Source organism: bacterium, assembly GCA_035308905.1.
GTDB lineage: Bacteria > Sysuimicrobiota > Sysuimicrobiia > Sysuimicrobiales > Segetimicrobiaceae > DASSJF01.
Window position 1 is genome coordinate 126,909 of record DATGFS010000048.1, and the last position, 19,512, is coordinate 146,420.

At 70.3% G+C, this 19,512-nt stretch carries 18 protein-coding genes and 1 tRNA gene; 6 read left to right on the top strand and 13 right to left on the bottom strand.

The genetic code is table 11. The features are described 5' to 3' along the window. Positions 1–20: 20 nt before the first annotated feature. Complete coding sequence (locus tag VKT83_14725) at positions 21–203, bottom strand: hypothetical protein (GenBank protein ID HLY23717.1); 183 nt, start codon at positions 201–203, stop codon at positions 21–23. A gap of 184 nt (positions 204–387) precedes the next feature. On the opposite strand from VKT83_14725, the gene VKT83_14730 reads away from it, so the two are divergent. The 4 genes from VKT83_14730 to VKT83_14745 are packed head-to-tail and all read left to right on the top strand — an operon-like array spanning position 388 to position 5,208. Further along, on the top strand, positions 388–774 hold the full coding sequence (locus VKT83_14730; GenBank protein HLY23718.1) for a metal-sensitive transcriptional regulator: 387 nt from the start codon (positions 388–390) through the stop codon (positions 772–774). Positions 775–787: 13 nt separating this feature from the next. Beyond that, on the top strand, positions 788–3,076 hold the full coding sequence (locus tag VKT83_14735; protein ID HLY23719.1) for a heavy metal translocating P-type ATPase: 2,289 nt from the start codon (positions 788–790) through the stop codon (positions 3,074–3,076). A 38-nt stretch (positions 3,077–3,114) separates the two neighbouring features. Beyond that, positions 3,115–3,342, top strand: coding sequence for a heavy-metal-associated domain-containing protein (locus VKT83_14740; GenBank protein HLY23720.1), 228 nt, complete (start codon positions 3,115–3,117; stop codon positions 3,340–3,342). 54 nt (positions 3,343–3,396) lie between these two features. Beyond that, a complete protein-coding gene (locus VKT83_14745; protein HLY23721.1) occupies positions 3,397–5,208 on the top strand; it encodes a glycoside hydrolase family 15 protein in 1,812 nt (603 codons plus the stop codon). Here VKT83_14745 and VKT83_14750 read toward each other — a convergent pair. Genes VKT83_14750 through VKT83_14775 form a run of 6 tightly spaced genes read right to left on the bottom strand, consistent with a single transcriptional unit; the run spans position 5,205 to position 12,295 of the window. After that, entirely contained in the window at positions 5,205–6,566 is a 1,362-nt protein-coding gene (locus tag VKT83_14750) for a dihydroorotase family protein (protein ID HLY23722.1), read from the bottom strand. The genes VKT83_14745 and VKT83_14750 overlap by 4 nt on opposite strands. Before the next feature lie 19 nt (positions 6,567–6,585). Then, positions 6,586–7,506 carry a dihydrodipicolinate synthase family protein gene (locus tag VKT83_14755; GenBank protein ID HLY23723.1) on the bottom strand — a complete coding sequence of 307 codons (921 nt, stop codon included), beginning with the start codon at positions 7,504–7,506 and terminating at the stop codon, positions 6,586–6,588. A gap of 51 nt (positions 7,507–7,557) precedes the next feature. Further along, positions 7,558–8,544, bottom strand: coding sequence for an ABC transporter permease (locus VKT83_14760; GenBank protein HLY23724.1), 987 nt, complete (start codon positions 8,542–8,544; stop codon positions 7,558–7,560). A gap of 2 nt (positions 8,545–8,546) precedes the next feature. After that, on the bottom strand, positions 8,547–9,578 hold the full coding sequence (locus VKT83_14765; GenBank protein ID HLY23725.1) for an ABC transporter permease: 1,032 nt from the start codon (positions 9,576–9,578) through the stop codon (positions 8,547–8,549). Positions 9,579–9,604: 26 nt separating this feature from the next. Then, the gene (locus VKT83_14770) at positions 9,605–11,068 is read right to left on the bottom strand and encodes an ATP-binding cassette domain-containing protein (protein HLY23726.1); all 1,464 of its coding nucleotides are present in this window, start codon (positions 11,066–11,068) and stop codon (positions 9,605–9,607) included. Positions 11,069–11,089: 21 nt separating this feature from the next. Beyond that, entirely contained in the window at positions 11,090–12,295 is a 1,206-nt protein-coding gene (locus VKT83_14775; protein ID HLY23727.1) for a BMP family ABC transporter substrate-binding protein, read from the bottom strand. Between the two features lie 155 nt (positions 12,296–12,450). Between VKT83_14775 and VKT83_14780 the strand changes: the two genes are divergently transcribed. Next, positions 12,451–12,529 (top strand) — tRNA-Asp (locus VKT83_14780). A 44-nt stretch (positions 12,530–12,573) separates the two neighbouring features. Here the strand turns inward: VKT83_14780 and VKT83_14785 are convergent. Continuing rightward, positions 12,574–12,921, bottom strand: a complete 348-nt coding sequence (locus VKT83_14785; GenBank protein ID HLY23728.1) for a DUF4870 domain-containing protein — start codon at positions 12,919–12,921, stop codon at positions 12,574–12,576. Between VKT83_14785 and VKT83_14790 the strand changes: the two genes are divergently transcribed. Next, positions 12,903–14,150: a glycosyltransferase 87 family protein gene (locus tag VKT83_14790; protein HLY23729.1), complete on the top strand. Its 1,248-nt coding sequence runs from the start codon at positions 12,903–12,905 to the stop codon at positions 14,148–14,150. The genes VKT83_14785 and VKT83_14790 overlap by 19 nt on opposite strands. Here the strand turns inward: VKT83_14790 and VKT83_14795 are convergent. From VKT83_14795 to VKT83_14815, 5 genes are read right to left on the bottom strand one after another with little or no spacing between them, the layout of a single operon-like run. After that, positions 14,147–15,388: an AMP-binding protein gene (locus tag VKT83_14795; GenBank protein HLY23730.1), complete on the bottom strand. Its 1,242-nt coding sequence runs from the start codon at positions 15,386–15,388 to the stop codon at positions 14,147–14,149. The genes VKT83_14790 and VKT83_14795 overlap by 4 nt on opposite strands. Further along, positions 15,376–16,185 carry an ABC transporter ATP-binding protein gene (locus tag VKT83_14800; protein HLY23731.1) on the bottom strand — a complete coding sequence of 270 codons (810 nt, stop codon included), beginning with the start codon at positions 16,183–16,185 and terminating at the stop codon, positions 15,376–15,378. The genes VKT83_14795 and VKT83_14800 overlap by 13 nt, the downstream gene beginning before the upstream one ends. A 19-nt stretch (positions 16,186–16,204) precedes the next feature. Then, on the bottom strand, positions 16,205–17,506 hold the full coding sequence (locus VKT83_14805) for an ABC transporter substrate-binding protein (protein HLY23732.1): 1,302 nt from the start codon (positions 17,504–17,506) through the stop codon (positions 16,205–16,207). A gap of 32 nt (positions 17,507–17,538) precedes the next feature. Continuing rightward, positions 17,539–18,606 (bottom strand): branched-chain amino acid ABC transporter permease, encoded by a 1,068-nt coding sequence (locus tag VKT83_14810; GenBank protein HLY23733.1) that lies wholly within the window; start codon positions 18,604–18,606, stop codon positions 17,539–17,541. Positions 18,607–18,620: 14 nt separating this feature from the next. Then, positions 18,621–19,511, bottom strand: a complete 891-nt coding sequence (locus VKT83_14815; protein HLY23734.1) for a branched-chain amino acid ABC transporter permease — start codon at positions 19,509–19,511, stop codon at positions 18,621–18,623. Position 19,512: the final 1 nt, after the last annotated feature.

Consider the following 19,512-nt stretch of genomic DNA (forward strand, 5'->3'; position numbering starts at 1 on the left):
CCGGCAGCGCCGGCTCCGGCTTAGAACACCAGCCAGTGAAGCAGGGGAATGGCCAATAGGCCATACCCAAACGCCAAGAAGGATCCCGCGATCAGGTGCTGCACTTCGTCCGTCACGCGAAGGACGCGCAGCGTCAGCGCGGTCAGCGGCAGACCCCACCCCAGCATGATGACTCCGGCCAGCCCCACATGCGCAACCGACATCCGGCTCTCCCCCCGAAGACCACCAGAGCGGCTTCATCCTAGCACAAAGCCGCGGCCCCGTTGAAGGGGACGCCGGCCGCCCGGCCGGCAGCGCGCCGCCGCCGTGGCGTTGACACCGCCGGTGCCGGTCCGCTATTGTATGAGCACCCCCCCACCCCTAGGGGGGAGGGAGGCTTGTCCCCCGATGCCGCGAAACGTGACCGGGCTCGACCCCAAGGCCAAGGCCCAGATTCTCGCGCGGCTGCGCAGCATCGAAGGGCACTGGCGCGCGGTCGTCCGGATGGTCGACGAGGACCGGTATTGCGTAGACGTCATCAAGCAGATCAGCGCCGTGCAGAGCGCCGTCGACAAAGCGACGGCCCTGCTGCTCGAGCGGCACCTCAACCACTGCGTGACCGGCGCGATCCGGTCGGACAATCCCCGTCAGCGCGAGCGCGCCATCGCCGAGCTGCTCGAGGTCTTCGAAAACCGCCGGCAGTACGCGTCGATTACATCGTTGCCGGCGCGCGTTGGCTCGCGCCCGCAGGCCCGGAGCCGGCCGGCACGGTCGAACGGCGGCGGCGCCTCGTAGACCGGAGAATGCGATGACGGCGGAAACGCGCGCGGCCACGGCCACGGTCGATCTCCCCATCGAGGGGATGACGTGCGCGTCGTGCGTTCGCCGAATCGAGAAGTCCCTGCGCCGCGTCGACGGGGTGAGCGAGGCGATGGTGAACCTCGCCGCGGCCAAGGCGCGCGTCGTCTTCGATCCGGCCGTGGCCACCGTGGAGCGCCTCGGCGCCGCGGTGGAGCAGGCCGGGTATGCGGTGGGACCCGCGCCGGAGGCCAGCGCGGCGTCGGGAACGCCGGCGGCGCCCCGATCCGGGGAGGACGATCCGGCCCAGCGCGAGCTGCGCGACTTGCGCGTCAAGTGGCTCACGAGCCTGATGGTGGGCGCGGCGATGATGGCGCTCATGTATCTCCCCCTTCACCTCGACATGACGCTTTGGGCGCCGGTGCTCCTGATCGCGGCCTCGGTCGTGCAGTTCTGGGCGGGCGCGGTGTTCTATCGCGCGGCATGGGCCGCCGCGCGCCACGGCGCGGCCACCATGGATACGCTGATCGCGCTCGGTACGGGCGCGGCATACGGCTACAGCGCGTTCGTGACGCTCTGGCCGTCGCTGGCGCGGCGCTGGGGATTCCCGCCCCATCTCTATTACGACTCCGCGGTCATCATCATCGCCCTGATTCTCCTCGGGCGCTGGCTGGAGCGCCGTGCGATGAAGCAGATGGGGGCGGCGATCACCGCGCTGATGAGCCTGCGTCCCAGGACCGCGCGCGTCGTTCGCGAAGGCGCCGATCGGGATGTGCCGGTGGAGACGGTGCTCGCCGGTGATCTGATCCGCGTCCGGCCGGGGGAGACGCTGCCGGTCGACGGGGTCGTGCTGGAAGGGGCCTCGGCCGTCGACGAGAGCATGCTGACCGGAGAAAGCCTGCCGGTCGACAAGGCGCCCGGCGACACCGTGATCGGCGCGACGCTCAACACGAGGGGCTCGTTCGTCTTCCGCGCGACCAAGGTCGGGAAGGAGACGACGCTCGCGCAGATCGTCCGCCTGGTCGAAGAGGCGCAGGCGTCGAGCGCGCCGATTCAGCGGCTCGCCGACGCCGTCGCCGGCGTCTTCGTGCCGGTGGTGCTGGCCGTCGCGCTGCTGACGTTTGCCGGCTGGCTGCTGCTGGGGCCGGAGCCGCGGCTCACCTTTGCCCTCACCGCGGCGATCGCCGTCCTCATCATCGCGTGCCCCTGCGCGCTTGGGCTCGCCACCCCGACGGCGATCATGGCCGGCACCGGCACGGCGGCGGAGCACGGGGTCTTGATCCGCGGCGGCGGGGCGCTGGAGCAGGCGCGGCGGGTGACCAGCATCGTGCTCGACAAGACCGGCACGCTGACGGCGGGCCGGCCCGAAGTCGTCCGCGTCCTGCCCGCCGGCGGTATCGAAGAGTCGGACGTGCTGCGGCTCGCGGCGGGCGCGGAGCGCGGGTCCGAGCACCCGCTCGGCGGCGCGATCGTCGCCGCCGCTCAGGCGCGGCGTCTCCACATCCCGCAGGCGGAGCGGTTCGAGTCGATCACGGGGAAGGGGATCACCGCGATCGTGGAAGGCCGCCGGCTGGCCATCGGCACCCGCGCCTTTATGGACGAGATCGGCGCCGCGCTCGACGGCCTGGGGGACCGTGCCGCCGAGATCGCCCGGACGGGCGCCACCCCGATGTTTTTGGCCGTGGATGGCCGCGGCGCGGGTCTGATCGCCGTGGCGGACCGGATCAAGCCCGGGGCTCGGGAGGCGGTCGAGTCGCTGCGGGCGCTCGGGCTCGAGGTGTGGATGGTGACGGGGGACCACCGGCTCGCGGCCGAGGCCGCCGCCGTCGAGGCGGGGATCGATCCCGCACACGTGATGGCGGAAGTCGCGCCGCGCCAGAAAGCGGAGAAGGTCAAGGCGCTGCAGGCCGCCGGGCAGGTGGTGGCGATGGTCGGCGACGGGATCAACGACGCGCCGGGGCTCGCGCAGTCCGACCTGGGCATCGCCATCGGGACGGGGACCGACGTCGCGATGGCGGCGTCCGACGTCACGCTCGTCGGCGGCGAGCTGCGCAACATCGCCGCGGCGATTGCGCTGTCACGGGCCACGGTCCGCGTCATCAAGCAGGGGCTCTTCTGGGCGTTCGCCTACAACGTGGTGCTCATCCCCGTCGCGATGGGCGCCCTCTACCCGTTCTTGCACGTCCTGCTGAACCCCGTCTTCGCGGCGGGGGCGATGGCGATGAGCAGCGTCAGCGTCGTGACGAACGCGCTGCGGCTGCGCGGATTCCGCTGGCCGATCAGCGGCCAGCAACCGTGAAATCGAAGCCGGACCGGCGATACGGGAGGAGAGCGTCTATGACACGGGTCGTGCTGCGGGTGCCGGATATCTCATGCGAACATTGCGAGCGGACCATCACACAGGCGCTCGGGCGCACGGCCGGCGTCCGCGCGGTCGAGGTCGACATCCCGGCCAAGGAAGTCCGCGTCTCCTACGACGAGGGGTCCGTCGATCTCGGGCGGCTCAAAGCGGTGCTGCAAGCGGAAGACTACCCCGTTGCCTCCGCCGCCCCGGCGGACTCGTAGGGAGTGCATTCTCAGGCCGCGCCAAGTCAACCACGTCGGGGGAACAATGAGAACGTGGGATACCTGCCCATCGAACGGTATGGTGTGGTCGGTGATCTTCGAACGGCGGCTCTGATCGGGGTCAACGGTTCCGTCGATTTCCTGTGCTTTCCCCGGTTCGACTCGCCGTCCATCTTCCAGGCGCTGCTCGACGACGAGCGGGGCGGCCGGTTTGCCATCACGCCGCTCGTCGAGGACGTCCGGCACCGGCAGCACTACCTGTGGGATTCCAACGTCTTGCTGAGCCGCTTCCTGGCCGCGGACGGCGTGGCGGAGATCTCCGATTTCATGCCCCTCGAGCCGCCCGGCGGCGCGCCGCAGCTCGTCCGCCGCGCGAAGACCGTGCGCGGCGAGGTCCGGTACCGGCTCCTCTGCGCGCCGCGATTCGACCACGCCCGCGCCCGGCACCGCGCGGTCGTGACCGAGGATGGCGTCGTGTTCACCCCAGACGCGACGGACCTGCCGGCGCTGCGACTCCGCGCCGAGGTGCCGATGCGCGTTCGCAACGGCGACGCGGTCGCGGAGTTCACCCTGGCCGCGGGCCAGACGTGCGCGTTCATCCTCGAAGAGGCCCGGCAGGGTGAGGCTCCGGCGGCCGAGTTTGGTGGCTACGTCTCCCAGTCGTTCAAAGACACCCTCAACTACTGGCGCCGGTGGATCGCGCGGTCGACGTATCGGGGCCGCTGGCGTGAAATGGTGAACCGGTCCGCGCTCGCCTTGAAACTCCTCACCTCCAGCGAGTTCGGGTCGATCGTGGCGGCGCCGACGTTCGGTCTGCCGGAAGTCGTGGGCGGCGAGCGCAACTGGGACTACCGGTTCACCTGGATCCGCGACGCGTCGTTCACCATCTACGCGCTGCTGCGCCTCGGCTACACGGACGAGGCACGGGCGTTCATGCACTGGATCGCGCTGCGCTGTGAGGACATGAACCCCGACGGGTCGCTGCAGACGATGTACGGCATCGACGGCCGCCGGGACCTGACCGAAGCGGCGCTGCCGAACCTCGCCGGGTACAAGGGATCCAGCCCCGTCCGCACCGGCAACGACGCGTTCCGCCAGCTGCAGCTCGATATCTACGGCGAACTCGTCGACAGTATCAATCTCTACGACAAATACGTGGTGCCCATCTCGTCGGGGTTCTGGGAGGGGCTCACGCGGCTGATCGAGTGGGTCTGCGACAACTGGCGGCAGGCGGACGAGGGCGTCTGGGAAGTCCGCGGCGGCGCCAAGGAATTCTGCCAGTCACGCGTGATGTGCTGGGTCGCGCTCGACCGGGCGCTGCGGATCGCCCGGCGCCGGTCGTTTCCCGCACCGATCGGGCGCTGGCACGACATCCGTGACGAGATCTACCACAGCGTCTTCCACGACTTCTGGGATCCCACGCGGCAGGCGTTCGTGCAGCACAAAGGCGCGTCCGCGATGGGCGCCGCCAATCTCCTAATGCCGCTCGCGCGGTTCGTGAGCCCGGTGGACCCGCGCTGGCTCTCCACGATGCGCGCGATCCAGCACGACCTCGTGGACGACTCGCTGGTGTACCGCTACCGGGTCGAGCAGGCGCCGGACGGTCTGCGGGGGCACGAGGGTACGTTCAATATGTGCTCGTTCTGGTACGTCGAGGCGCTGTCGCGGTCCGGCGACATCGAGCAGGCGCGGCTGCTCTTCGAGAAAAACTTCGGGTACGCGAACCACCTGGGCCTCTACTCCGAGCAGTTGGGGGCCTGCGGCGAGCACCTCGGCAACTTTCCCCAGGCGCTGACGCACATCGGGCTCATCAGCGCGGCCTACGATCTGAACCGCCGGCTCGAGGCCGCCGGGCAGGGGACTTAGGGACGCACGAACGTGCCGTCGCCCGGGCGCGCGACGACGCGCGTCTGCTCGTAGGCGGGCCGGCCGCGCACGAAGGTGTGCGTGACGCGGCCGCGCAGCGCCATGCCCTCGTACGGCGTCCAGCCGACGCCGCTGTGTAGCTCGGCGCCCCGCACCGTCCAGGTGGCCTCGGGGTCGAGCACGGCGATATCCGCGTCGGCGCCGGGCGCCAGCACGCCCTTGCGCGGGAACAGGCCGAAGTTTCTCGCGGGCTGCTCGGCGAGGAGGCGCGCGGCGTCGAGAATCGAGATCCGCCCCGCCGCGACCCCCGCGTGGTGGAGCAGCGGCAGCAGCGTCTCCACGCCCGGGGCGCCGGACGCGTTCGCGAAGATGTCGGTCCGGTCGCTCTTCTGCGCCCGCGCCCAGGGCGCGTGGTCCGACGTCACCCAATCGACCCGCCCGGCCGCGAGATACGCCCACAGGCCCTGGACGTCTTTGCGCGACCGCAGCGGCGGATTGATCTTGGCGTAAGGCCCGAGCCGTTCCATCGCCTGTTCGTCGAGCACGAGATACTGGATGCAGGTTTCCACGGTCGCGTGCACGCCGTCCGCCCGGTAGCGCTCGACCAGGTCGAACGACCGCGTCACGCTGGCGTGGACGATGTGGACGTGCACGCCGGCATGAAGGGCGAGTTCCAGCACCCGGTTGACCGCCTCGGTCTCCGAGACCGGCGGCCGGGTCCGGCCGTGGGCCATCGGGCCCGTGTCACCGGCCGCCCGTGCCGCGGCGGTCGCGCGATCGACGATGTCCTGGTTCTCACAGTGCACCGCGACGAGCCGTCCGGTCCCGGCGATGCGGCGGAACGCCTCGAGTATCTCGCCGTCCGGGATCCGCGGAAAGCGGATCGGATGCGATTCGTACGTTGAGATCTTGAAGGCGCAGGCGCCGGCCCGGGCGAGCGGCTCGATCGCGTCGAGGCCGCCTTCCTTGCGGATCGTGCCGTAGAGCGCGACGTCGCAGACCGCTTCCGCGCCGACGTCTTCGACCTTGCGCTCGAACGTTTCGACGTCCGGGACGGCCGCGGGCATGTCGTACGGCATGTCCACGACGGTCGTCACGCCGCCGGCCACGGCGGCCGCGGTGCAGTGCGTGATCCCCTCCGCCGGTTCGCTCCGGGTGTGCACGTGCGTGTCCACGGCGCCCGGCAGGACATACGATGTCCCGGTCTCCACGGTCCGGGCGGCGGCCGGGAGGCCGCCGCCCGCGTCGCCGATCGCCGCGATACGGCCGTCCTGCACCGCTACGTACCCGTCCTCGAGCACCCGCTCGGGCAGGACGACGCGGCCGCGAACGACGAGATCGCAGCGCGCCTGCGACATCAGCCGCTCCGCCGGGCCGTCAACGCGCCGCCGCCGGGCTGGACGCCGGCTCGAGGTGTCCGCGCGCGACGAGGTGCCCGACGATCCGGTCGAGCTGCCGCAGCGTCATCGCGTCCGCGACGGCGCCGGGATGCCGGACGGTGGCGGTGCGGATCGCTCCGCGCCGGACGAGGATTTCCTTGCGCAGCGAGACCCCGATGCCGGGCTGAAACTCGAACCGCGCCAGGTTGACGAAGTCGTAGAACAGGGCCGCCGCTCCCGCCGCGTCGCCGGCGCGGTGGAGGCGGTAGAGGCGGACGAGCAGTTCGGGGTAGGCCAGCCCGCTCATGATGCCCACCGCGCCGCGCTCGAGCTCTTCGAAGGCGTAGAGTCCGCCGAGCGCGCCGAAGATCCCAAACGTCTCGCCGGCGAGCGCGCGGATGCGTTCCATCTTGGGCCCGGTCGGCGCGTCCTCGAGCTTCACGTACTCGACCCGCTCCAGCTCCTTGTAGAGGCGCGCGAGCAGCGCGGGCGTCATGAGCACGTCGGTCGCCGGCGGGTAGTCCTGGATGATCAGCGGGACCACCGCGGCCTTCGCGACGCGCTCGTAGTAGCCGAAGAGCACGCCCTCGTTTTGGATGCGCGGCGGCGTCACCAGCAGCGCGTCCGCGCCGAGGCCCTCGGCCCGGCGGCACGCCTGGATCGCCGCGTCGGTGCCGTTTGCGCCGGCGCCGACGACGAGCGCCTTTCCCGCCGGCAGCGCGCGCCGGAACGCCTCGACGACCTGATCGCGCTCCGCGTCCGTCAGCCGGTCGACCTCGCCCATGACGCCGAGAACCGCCAGCCCGTCGACGCCGCACCGGAGCATGAACGCCGTCATCGTCTGAATGCTCTCGACGTCGATCCGTCCCTGCTCGTCGAACGGGGTGGGGGTAATCGGAAAAATCCCGGCCAGTGCCATCGTCGATCCTCCGTGAGAACGCGTGCGCTATGGCTTCGTCGGGCGGGCCGGCTATTCTTGCTCCAACGGGGCGCCGAGCGACGCGGGCGGCGACGACTGCAGGGCGCGCAGCGTGCGGAGCAGCCTGCGGCGCGCGCCGGGCGGCAGCCGGTGCAGCGCGCGGTGAATCCGCTCCGAGTTGCCGAGCGCCACGAGCAGCAGCGCGAGGATCATCAGCGGGAAGGGCAGCGTGGGGAACACCTGGGTCGGAACGCGCGGCATCAGACTCTGCAGCACCGTGCCGAGGGTCTGGAGCAGCACGAACAGGTACGCGCCGCCGGCTCCGCGCAGCGGATCCCAGTTCCCGAAGATCACGATCGCGAGCACGATCCATCCGGTGCCCTCGATCCCGTACGGACGGCTCCAGCCCGGTTTGACCGCGAGCGAGAAGGCGGCGCCGCCGAGCCCGACGAGCGCCCCGCCCGCGACCGCGTACAGGTACCGCGTGCGCGTGACCGCGATGCCGCGCGCCGCGGCCGCCGCCGGATGCTCGCCGACCCCGCGCAGGACGAGCCCGGGGGCCGTCTTGGCGAGATACCACCAGACGGCCGCGGTCGCGACGAAGCTCAGGTAGACGAGCGCGTCCTGCTGGAACAGCACCGGTCCCACAAGCGGCCATTGCGCCAGGACCGGGACCGGCGCGGGCGAGACCTGCGGCCCCGGTACGTGCGCCACCGGCGCGCCGAGCAGATACGCCAGGTTCTGGCAGAGGAGCGTCAGCACGAAGCCCGTCGCCACCTGGTGCTGCCGGAGGGTGAGACTCGCGAACGCGACGACGAAGCCGGCCGCGGCCCCGACCGCCATTGCGGCGGCCGCGCCCGCGGGAACGCTTCCCGCCGCGCGCGCCGCGGCGAATCCCGTCATTGCGCTCAACAGCAAGAGGCCGTCCAACGATAGGTTGATGACCCCCGATTTCTCCGCGAGGGTCTCCCCGAGCACCGCGAAGATCACCGGTGGCGACGCGGCGACGACGGCGGCGATAAGCGGCACCGGATCCACCGTCAGGTCCCCTCGCGCAGGAATCGAGTCTGGAAGCCTCTCAACAAGATCACACACAGCACCAGCAGGCCCTGAAGCACGCCTCCCATCGAGGAGTCGAGCTGCATCGCCAGCGGGAGCTGCAGGCTGCCCATTGAGATCGCCGCGAACGCGGCCGCGATCGCCGCGCAGGCCACGGCATGCTGCCCCGCGAGCAGCACCACGAGGATCGCGAGGTATCCGTTGCCGGCTGAGATCAGCGGAAACAACTGGTGCCGGGAGTAGGCGCCGGCGACCAGGGCGAACCCGGCGAGCCCCGCGAGTGCGCCGCAGAGCGCGAATGCGCGGAGGGTCTCCCGGGTCGTCGCGATGCCTCGGAGCTGCGCGGCCCGCAGACTGTGTCCGATCGCGGTGAGGTAGAGGCCGAAGTAGGTCCCGCGGAGCGCCGCGGAGACCGCGCCGATCGCCGCGAGCCCCAGGAGGACTTCGATTGGCACGGCGACGCGCGAGACCCGGAGCGCCGGCAGCCACAGCGCCGGGTCAAACGGCAGGGTGCCGCTCGTCGACGCGATGCCGGGGCGCGCCCACGGGCCCAGCACCAGGTACACGGTGAGGCTGCCGGCGATGAAGTTGAGCCCCAGGCCGCCGAAGATCTCGTTCACGCGTCCGTACGCCCGAAGCGCGCCGGCCAGGAGCGCCCAGAGCGCGCCGCCCGCGGCTCCGGCGAGGCCGGCCGAGACGAGCGCGAGCCAGGGCGGTCCGAGGTGCTCCAACGCGCGCAGGGCGCCGGTCGCACAGACGGCGCCGAAGATCACCTGGCCTTCGATCCCGATGTTCCACAGGCCCGCGGCAAAGGTGACCAGCAATCCGGCGGCCGCGAGAAGCAGCGGGGCCCAGGCGGCCAGGACGAACGTCGCGCGCTCCGGCGATCCGACGGCGCCGGCGAGGATCAGACTGTACGCCTGCGCGGGCGACGCCGACACGATTCGAAGCACGGCCGCGCCGGCGAGTGCCGTCGCGGCGAGGCCCGCCGCGGCGAACCCCAGACGCCGCACGACAGGCGGGACGGCGCGGCGGCGGCTCAGAGTCCCTTGCCTCCGATGAGTTCTCCGAGTTGCGCGACGGTGGCGCGGCGGGCGTCGATCGGCGCGGAGACGCGGCCGCCGGAGAACACCACGATCCGGTCGCTGCGATCCAGGAGCTCGTCGAGATCCGAAGACGAGAACACGATCGCCGTGCCGTGGGCGCGCCGGTCGAGCAGCCGCCGCCAGATCTCCTCCGCCGATTCCAAGTCCAGGCCGCGCGTCGGATGTTCCATGAGGAGCACGGTGAGGCGCGCGGGCAGCAGCGCGAGCAGCGCCCGCTGCTGGTTGCCGCCGGAGAGCGCGCGCACGTCCGTGTCGGGCGTGCCGCGAATGTTGAACTCACGGATGCGCCGGGCCGCGGACCGGACGGCCTGCCGCCGGTCGACGAACGCGGATCGCCGGGGCTCCGCGATCGCGGCGTGTTCCGCCACCGTGAGCCCGGGGATCAATCCCTCGCCGAGGCGTCCGGCCGGAACGTACCCGATCCCCGCCGCGAGAAAGTGTTGGTAGGGACGGCCGGTCAGGTCGCGTCCGCCGATGAGGATGCGCCCGCCGATCGGCGGGATCAGTCCCGCGCACACCTGGAGCAGCAGCCGCTGTCCGCTTCCCTCGAGGCCCGCCAAACCGACGACCTCGCCGGCCGAAACTTGAAGAACGACGTGCTCGAGGGTGAGGAGCGTGTCGCCGACCGCGAGATCGGCGAGGTCGAGCACCGTCGGGCCGAGCCGGATCCGGGGCCGCGGCGCCCTGGGCAGGTCGCGGCCGAACATCAGACGCACGAGCGTGCCGGTCTCGCACGGGATCGGCGCCTCGCCGGCGACCCTGCCGTGGCGCAGGACGGTGACGCGGTCGCAGATCTCCTGGACCTCTTCCAGTTTGTGGGACACGAAGAACACTACGCGGCCCTGCGCGGCCATGGCGCGCAGGGCCGCGAAGAGCTGCGTCCGCTGCGACGCGGAGATCGCTGTGGTCGGCTCGTCGAGGATGAGCACCTGCACGCCGAGCCAGAGGAGGCGCACAATCTCCAACTGCTGGCGTTCGGCCACGGTCAGATGGTCGCACCGGGCCTCCGGGTCGAGGGCGAAGCCGAACCGCGCGGCGAGGTCCCGCAGCGCGTCACGGGCCCGGCGGCGGCGCGGGACGAGCCCGACCGGCGCGCCGACCAGGAAGTTGTCCAGGACGCTCATCGACGGGAAATCGAGCGGATCCTGGTGGACCATGCCGATGTGGGTGCGGAGCGCCTGCGACGCCGAGCCGATCCGCACCGGCGTGCCGTCGAGCAGGATCTGACCGCCGTCCGGGGCGAGCGTCCCGGACACGATCTTCATCAAGGTGCTCTTGCCCGCGCCGTTCTCGCCGAGCACCCCGTGGATCGTGCCGGCTTCGGCCGCGAGGGTGATGCCGTCGTTGGCGCGCACGGCGCCGAAGGACTTGCGAATCTCCCTCAGTTCGACGCGCATGCGGCCGTTCGAGCCGCGGCGCTATTTATTGGCGCCGGTCATGCCCTCGAGAAGCTGCGGCATGTACCAGATCTGCGCGTCGCTCGCGATCTGGCCCGCGCTCAAGTACGCGGAGCCGTCCGCCAGGCGCAGCGGCCCCTTCCACAGCACGATCGAGCGGCCGCCCATCCCTTTGACCAGCGCGTCGAGCCGCGCGCCGGTCGTGGCGCTCAGCGGGGTGCCCTTCTCGAAGCCGACCGCCGAGGTGTCCGGGTTGTTGATGTTCGTCCAGTCGGGACCGTTCCAATCCCAGTACTGCTGGTAGGTGCCGTTTTGCACCATCGTGATCGCCTTCACGTACGCCGGGCCCCAGTTGAAGTAGGGGACCCCAAGACACACGCTCGGCGCCTCCGCGCAGGCGTGCTGGAAGTCGTACGGAACCGCCCAGACGCGCTTGCCGGCCTTCGCCAGTTTGTTGGCCTCCACCAGCGCCTCCGTCGTGTCGATGCCGGACATCACGACGTCGTAGCCGCTGCCGAAGAAGTCGTCGGCGACCTTCGTCGGATCGAGCGTCTGCCCGGGGATGTTGAACCAGAAGCCGATCCAGGTCACTTTGAAGATCAGGGCGCCCGCGGGCCGGCGGAGATAGGTCGTCCAGCAGTACCGCGCCCCGAGGTACGCGGAGTCGGCCAGCCGGCGGGTCTCGTCGTTCGCGAGCGGGCCGAGGAAGCCGATCTTGCCCGTGCGCGTCGTCAGCGCGGCGGCGCAGCCCCCGAGCATCTTCATGTACTCCATGCGGCCCATGAAGTTGCTCTCGTTCGGCGGCGCCTTGTAGTCCCGGCCGGCCTTCCAAGCGTGGTCACCGGAGACGTTGATGATCGGCAGCTGCGGGTGCGCCTTCGCGGCCTCCAGCGTCCCGTCCTTGAAGTCGTCCGACGTGGTCACGACCAGCCGCGCGCCCTTGGAGATGAGGTCGTCGACCACCTGGGGCACGGTCACCCCGGGCTTCGCGGCCGGGTTGACGTTGTCCACGTAGATCATTTTGGCGCCCGGGACCTTACGCTCGGCGTACTGCGCGCCGATATAATGGGCCTCGCTCCAGCCGTGGTCGTTCCGCGGCCCCACGAGGACGATGCCGAACGGAACGCCCGCGGCGGCCGCCGTCGCGGTAGGGGCGACGCCCGGGGGAGCCAGCATGACACCGAGCAAGACCGTCGTGACGAGGACGCACGCGGCAACTCTCCACATATGGGGAAGCGCGCTCCTTTCCGGATCGAGGGATGAGTCAGAGCAGACTAGACCGGTCGGGATGGTAGTTCCCGGCAAGCGCGGGTTTCCCTACTTTGGTTGACAGGGCGGCGCGGGGGTTCTACCATGACTGATGGCGGGAGTGCCGCTTGCGCGGGGGCGTGGTGTAGCCTGGTTTAACACATCTGCCTGTCACGCAGAAGATCGCGGGTTCAAATCCCGTCGCTCCCGCCAGACCAAACTCAGCCAGGTTTCTTTACGATTCCCCGGTCACGGCCTCAGGTCCGGTGCTTCCGTGCCAATCGGCTTACGATAGGAATTGCAACGTCCTTGGCATTGTAGGCTTGGATCGCATAAAAGAGCGACAGCACGATGAACGTCGGCCACAGGACAGGGTACACGAGAAAGAGCCAGTGCAAGTGTGGGAGGCCGGCGCCGATATTCCACAGGATATAGATGCACACCCAGGCGGCCGCCCAGTACAGTGCATGCCATCCGTGGTAGCGCATGAACGGGTCCTTCTTGAGGTCGGTCAGAAGGATGACGAGTGCGACGACCCAGATTGGGTATGCCAGAGCGGCCAGCAACCGCTTCGAATCATCCGCCGGTGCGGATTGGCTACTCATCGCCGTCTTGTCATTCTTGGAGTGCGCCGGAAATCCTTGACGCCGCCCGCTGGACCGCGCTGACCCTCGGCATTCACGCGGCGATCCTGCTCGCACCGCTGCTGGGGGTCGGCCTGTACGGGCAGTTCGGCGCGGCCGGACTGCACGACGTTCGGATCTATTTCGACTACGCGTCGCGGGCGCTCAGGGGCGCCGTCCCGTATCGTGACTACCCGGTCGAATATCCGCCGCTCGCCGTACTGCTGTTTGTGATCCCGCGCCTCGCGAGGGGCCGGTTCGAGACGTATGCCTTCCTGTTTGCCGCGGAAATGTGGCTCTTCGATGGGCTGGCCGTATATCTTGTCGCACGATACACGGCGGCGCGTGAGGGCGTCCGGGCGGTGCCGGTGCGGCTCGCGTGGTACACTGCGTCGTTCGCCGCGCTCTACCCCGTCGTCGGGAATCGCTACGATCTGGCGCCGGCCGCGGTCGCCCTCGCGGGCGCGCTGGCCTGGCTCGGGGGGCGGCCGGTCCCCGGCGGGCTGCTCGCCTCCGCCGGCACGCTGATGAAGATCTTCCCGGCGGTCGCGGTGGCGCCGGCAGCCGTGTCCGAACTCGCCGCGGCGCGCGTGACGCGTGTCCGCGGTCTCCGCACGTTCGGCGCGGCGACGGTGGTTTGCGGAGCGGCATGGTACGCGCTGGACGGAGCCAGAGCGGTGACGTACCACGTGGAGCGGGGCTTGCAGATCGAGACGGCGTGGGCCGGAGCGCTGATGCTGGCGGACAAGATCCTCGGAATCGTCCCGGCGTGGCGCTACAGTCACTCATCGGTGGAACTCGTCGCGCCGGGTGCTGGAGTCCTCGCGGCCTTGGCAATCCCGGCGCAGATCGCCTTGGCCGGTGGTGTGATCTGGCGGTTCGCGCGATCGGGCCGGGGCGATCCGCTGCGGTACGCGGCCGCCGCCGTCCTGGCGCTGATCGTGCCGGGCAAGGTGCTCTCGCCGCAGTATCTCGTCTGGCTCGTGCCGTTTGTCCCGGTGCTCGGCGGACCCGCCGGACGGGCCGCGCGCCCGCTCTTCGTGATCGCCTGCGTCGCGACGACGTTCGAGTATCTCGCGACGCGACACCTGGCGTCTTTCGAGCTATGGGCGGTGCTCGTCCTCAACTGCCGGAACGCGCTGCTCGTCGCGCTGCTGGCCGTGCTCCTCGGCCGAGGAAGGGCGGGAGAGCCGGAGCCCGCGGGCGGCTAGGACCAGCGGCGCTCGTCGACGAGGATACGCTCCGCGCCGGTCAATGTTCCAGGGGGCACGATCTCGATGGCCGCGCGGAGGCGCGTCGCGTCGTGAACCGCGGCCAGCACGCGCTGCGCCAGCGCGTCGTCGGGCCGCTCGATCTCGAGCCGCGCCACCAAATCGTCCAGATGGCCGCTGCGGCGCACGGCGAACTGGTAGCGGGCGACTTCGGGGTGGCGCGCCATGACCGATTTGAGCGTGGCGGGATGGACGAACAGCCCGCGCACCTTCACCGCGTCGCCGCTCCGGCCGAGGATCCCGCGCAGGCGCGGCGCCGTCCGGCCGCACCGGCAGGGACCGGCGGCGTAGACGGACAGATCGCCGGTGGCCAGGCGCAGCAGGGGATACGTGGGATCGAGCACCGTGACGACGATCTCGCCGGGGTCTTCGGGGCCGACCGGGGCGCCGGTCTCGGGATCGACGAGCTCCACAACGCAGCGCTCGCCGAGATGCAGGCCGTCGGGGTACGGACACTCGTAGGCGATGATCCCCACGTCGGCGGTGGCGTAGGCCTGCCGCGTGCGAATCCCGCGCGACTCAAACCGCTGCCGCAGCGAGTCCGGCAGCGGCTCCGCGGAGACGAAGGCGACTTCGAAGGCAAGCGCGACGTCCAGCTCGTCGGCCTTCTCCAACAGACTCGCCAGGAAGCTCGGCGTGCCGGCATACCCGGTCGCGCCAAGCTGCGCCGCGGCGCGACACTGGATCTCGGTGTTGCCGGTGCCGCCCGGAATCACCACCGCGCCGAGCGCGAGCAGCCCGCCTTCCATGATGGAACCGGCCGGCGTCAGATGATACGAGAAGGAGTTGAGGACCACGTCGCCCGCCCGGATGCCGGCGGCGTGCATCGCCGCGGCACAGCCCCAGGGATCCGGCGCCGGGCCTTCCGGTTCGTAGATCGGCCCCGGCGAGGCGAACATTTTGCGCATTCGGTCCCGCGCCGCCCATCCGCCGAGCGGCGGGCTCCCGGCCTGCTCCGCGGGAAGCGCGTCCTTCCGTAAAAGTGGGACCCGGCGCAGCCGGTCGAGCGTCGGAGTGCCCTCCAGCAGGCCGGCGCGTTCGGCCGCCTGCCGCGCGGCGGGCGCGGACGTCTCCGCCAGGACGTCGCCCAGCCGGCGCATCTGCCGGGTCAGACGGGCGTCGGCCGGGCCGGCTTCGTCGGGCGAGTAGAGCGAGTCGGCGCGCGTCAGGAGAGCCACCGCTTGCGGCGCCGGTAGTGCTTCACCTCGCGGTAGTTGCGCCGCTCCCCTTCGCCGGAGAGACCCAGATAGAACTCTTTGATGTCCTCGTTCTCCCGAAGAGACGCCGCCGTGCCGTCGAGGGCGATCCGGCCGTTCTCCAGCACGTAGCCGTAGTCCACGATCTCCAGCGCCCGCGCCGCGTTCTGTTCCGCGAGCAGGATCGCCACACGCTCCTCGCGGTTCAGCCGGAGAATGATCTGGAAGATCTCCGCGACCAGAAGCGGCGCGAGGCCCATCGACGGCTCGTCGAGCAGGATGAGCCGCGGCCGCGCCATGAGCGCGCGGCCGATCGCCAGCATCTGCTGCTCGCCGCCCGAGGTGTAGCCGGCCCGCACACGGCGCCGCTCCGCGAGCCGCGGGAAGTAGCGGTACACGGTCTCGAGGTCGGCCCGCACGCCGGCCGCGTCGCGGCGGACGTAGGCGCCGGTCAGCAGGTTCTCTTCGACGGTGAGATGCTCGAACGGCCGGCGGCCTTCCATCACCTGCACGACGCCGCGCCGGACGATGTCGGCGGGGTCGCACGTGTCGAGGCGTCTGCCGGCGAAGTGGATCGTCCCGCGCGTCACCGCGCCGCGTTCGACGCGAAGCAGGTTCGAGACCGCCTTGAGGGTCGTGCTCTTGCCGGCGCCGTTGGCCCCGAGGAGGGCGACCATGCCCCCCTCGGGGACCACGATCGAGACGCCTTTGAGCACAAGAATCACGCGGTCGTAGACGACCTCGATGTTGTTGACGTCGAGCAGCGCCGCGGCGGACACGTCGGGTGTGGCGGGCCGCCTAGCGCTTCTGGTTGCGGTATTCGGCCGCGGACTTCGCGATCTGCGCCCGCACCAGGTCCGCGTACGGCTGCCACAGCCCCGGGATGCGCACCCACTTCTGGCCGTCCCACCGCTGGAAGTACGCGCTCGAGACGCCGCCGTGATCGTCCGGCGTGAGCGTCACCGGCGGGATCATCCCGGTGAGCCCGAGTTCGTGCAGCCGGGCCTCCGTGAAGTTGAGGTGCTCCAGGCCCCACCGGACCTTGTCGCCGGTGACCGGCAGGCCGAACTGCTTGATGGCGTTGTGGACCGCTTCCGAGAAGACCGCGGCCTCGATCACGCCGCGGTTGTAGTACACGGTCCCCACCCGCGCCTCGTCGATGTTGCCCTTGCCGTTCTTGTACACGGTCGCCAGGATCTGCTGGATCACCGGGAAGTTCCGGCCGACGCCGGTGAAGTTGGACGTGACGTAGTTCTTGGAGAGGTCGGCGGCCGGCCGGACGTCTTCCTCCGAGCCGCACCACCACACGCCCATGAATTTGTCGATCGGGAACGCGACCTGGTGCATCGCCGTGAACGGCACCGTGCAGGACTGGCCGAAGTTCCACTGGATCACGTAATCGGCGCGGAACCGGCGGGCCATGTCGACCCAGGCCGCGCTTTGCTCGAGTCCGGGCGCCGGCAGCGGGAAGTTGCGGAACTCGAACCCGAATTTCGCCGCCAGATCTTGGAACATCGGGATCGGCTCCCGGCCGTAGGGGATGTCGAGGTGGAGGAGGGCGATGCGCTTGCCCTTCAGGCTGCCCTCGCCGCCGACCGAGGCCGCGATGTACCGGATGAAGCTCGACGCCTGGCTCCAATAGTTGCCGAGCACGGGGAAGATCCACGGGAAGGTTTTACCGTCGGTCGCGTCCGACCGGCCGTATCCGATCGTGACCATGGGGATCTTGTCCGCGATCGACCGGTCGACGAGCGCGTAGGTGATGCCGGTGCTGGAGGGCCACACGACCACCATGTCCTTCTTCGTGCGCTCGTAGCACTCGACGCCGCGGGCGGTATCGTAGGCGTCCTCGCATTCGCTCCATTGAACCTTGAGCCCGTCGAGCCCGCCCCTCGCATTCAGCAGCGCGAAGTAGTCCTCGCGCCCGCCGGCGAACCCGCTGCCGCCGGCCGCGTACGCCCCGGTCCGGTAGATCGGCTGCGGTACGGTCAGCACGCCGCCGGACGAGGCGCCGGGCGCAGGCCCGGAGGCGACGAGCAACGCCAGGATGGCCGCGAGGCTTGCCGCGGCGGAGCCACTCCACAGACGACGCATCCTCATCGATATCCCTCCTTGCGAGATGTCGTGCACCGCTAGTACGCGAACGGCCACAGCCGCAGGTAGTCCTTGATCGTCTTCCACAGCCGCGCCAGACCGAGCGGTTCGAGCACCAGAAACAGGACGATCATCGTGCCGAAGATGAGGTCTTCCAGGCTGGAGACGAGGCCGTTGGCGGCGCCGCCGGCGGCGAGCGCCCCGGCCTTGTGGACGCCGACGCTGACGAGAATCGGCAGCAGCGTGACGAAGCCGGCGCCGAGGAACGACCCGACGATGCTGCCCATGCCGCCGATGATCACCATGCCGAGAATCCGGACCGAGTTGACGAGGTCGAACTCCTCGATGTTGGCCGAGCCGTACCAGCAGAAGACGACGAGCGCGCCCGCGACCCCGGCGTAGAAGGCCGCGACGACGAACGCCAGCACCTTGTACTTCAAGAGGCGGATGCCGATGATCTCGGCGGCGATGTCGCGGTCCCGGATCGCCATCCACGCGCGGCCGATCCGGCTGCGCGTGAGGTTCATGCCGAAGACGGTGAGGAGCGCGACGACGGCGAGCGCGAGATAGTACTGCCGCAGCGCCGTGTCCAGCACGAGGCCGCCCACGCGGACGGTCGGCGTGTTGATCGTTGCGAACACGCCGCCGCTGATCCACGGGACGTGCTGGATCGTCCACGTGATCAGAAACTGCGAGGCGAGGGTGGCGACGGCGAGATAGAAGCCCTTGATCCGCAGCGACGGCGTGCCGGCGGCGGCGCCGACCGCGGCGGCGATGAGTCCCGCGCCGAGCAGCGCCAGCGGCAGCGGCACCCCGTACCGGCCGTAGAGGATCACGCCGGCGTAGGCGCCGACCGCCATGAACGCGGCCTGCCCGAGCGACAAGAGGCCGGCGTAACCGGTGAGGAAGTTCAGGCCGAGCGCGGCGAGCGAGAAGACGAGGAACGGGATCAGGATGCCGCGCAGCCAGTAGGTCCCGAGGACCGGCGGCAGCAGCACCGCCGCCAGGACGAGCGCGGCCGTGCCGAGCCGGTCCGCCGGCAGCGGAAACAGCGCCGCGTCCTGGGCGTAGGAGGTCCGGTAGACTCCGCACTCCCGGTAGAGCAATGCCGCCTCCCCGCCTAGACGCGCTCGATGACCGGCCGTCCGAACAAGCCGTACGGCCGCACCATCAGAAACACGAGGGCCACGAGATAGGGGAAGATCTCCTGCACGCCGCCCCCGACCAGGGGACCGATGAAGCCCTCGGCGAGGTTCTCCGTGGCGCCGACGATCAGCCCGCCGACGATCGCGCCCGGAATACTGTCGATCCCGCCGATGATCAGCACCGGCAGCGCCTTGAAGGCGATCAAGGACACCGCAAACCCCACGCCGATGCGGTTGCCCCACAGGATGCCCGCCGCGATCGCGACGAGTCCCGACAGCGTCCAGGCGACCACCCATACGCGGCGCAGGTCGATCCCGACCGACATGGCCGCTTCGTGATCGTCCGCGACCGCGCGCAGGCCGAGGCCGAGCTTTGTCCGCTGAAAGAACCAGATGAGGGCGGCGACGATCACCGCGACCGCGCCGGCGGCGAACAGGTCGACGCGGTTGATGAGGATGCCGGCGGCCTGGATCGGCTCCGCCGAGATGCCGAGCGAGAGCCGATGCGGCTCCGTGCCCCAGAGCGCCTGCGCCAGGCCGCCGAGCGCGAAGGTCACGCCGAGCGTGGACATGGCGAGCGCGAGCGGCGGGCGTCCCGCGAGCGGCCGCAGCGCCAGCCGCTCGACCGCGACAGCCAGCGCGGTCATGAGCGCCACGACGAAGAGGAGGGCCAGCGGCCACCCGAGCCGGGGCAGCACGCTCACGAGCGCAAGCGCCGCGAAGAACGTCATCGCGCCCTGGGCGAAGTTGAACACGTCGGACGCCTTGTAGATGAGCACGAAGCCGAGCGCGACCATCGCGTACAGCACGCCGACGAGCAGCCCGCTCACGAGCAGTTCGAGGCCGAAACTGAGGTCCGCGGACACG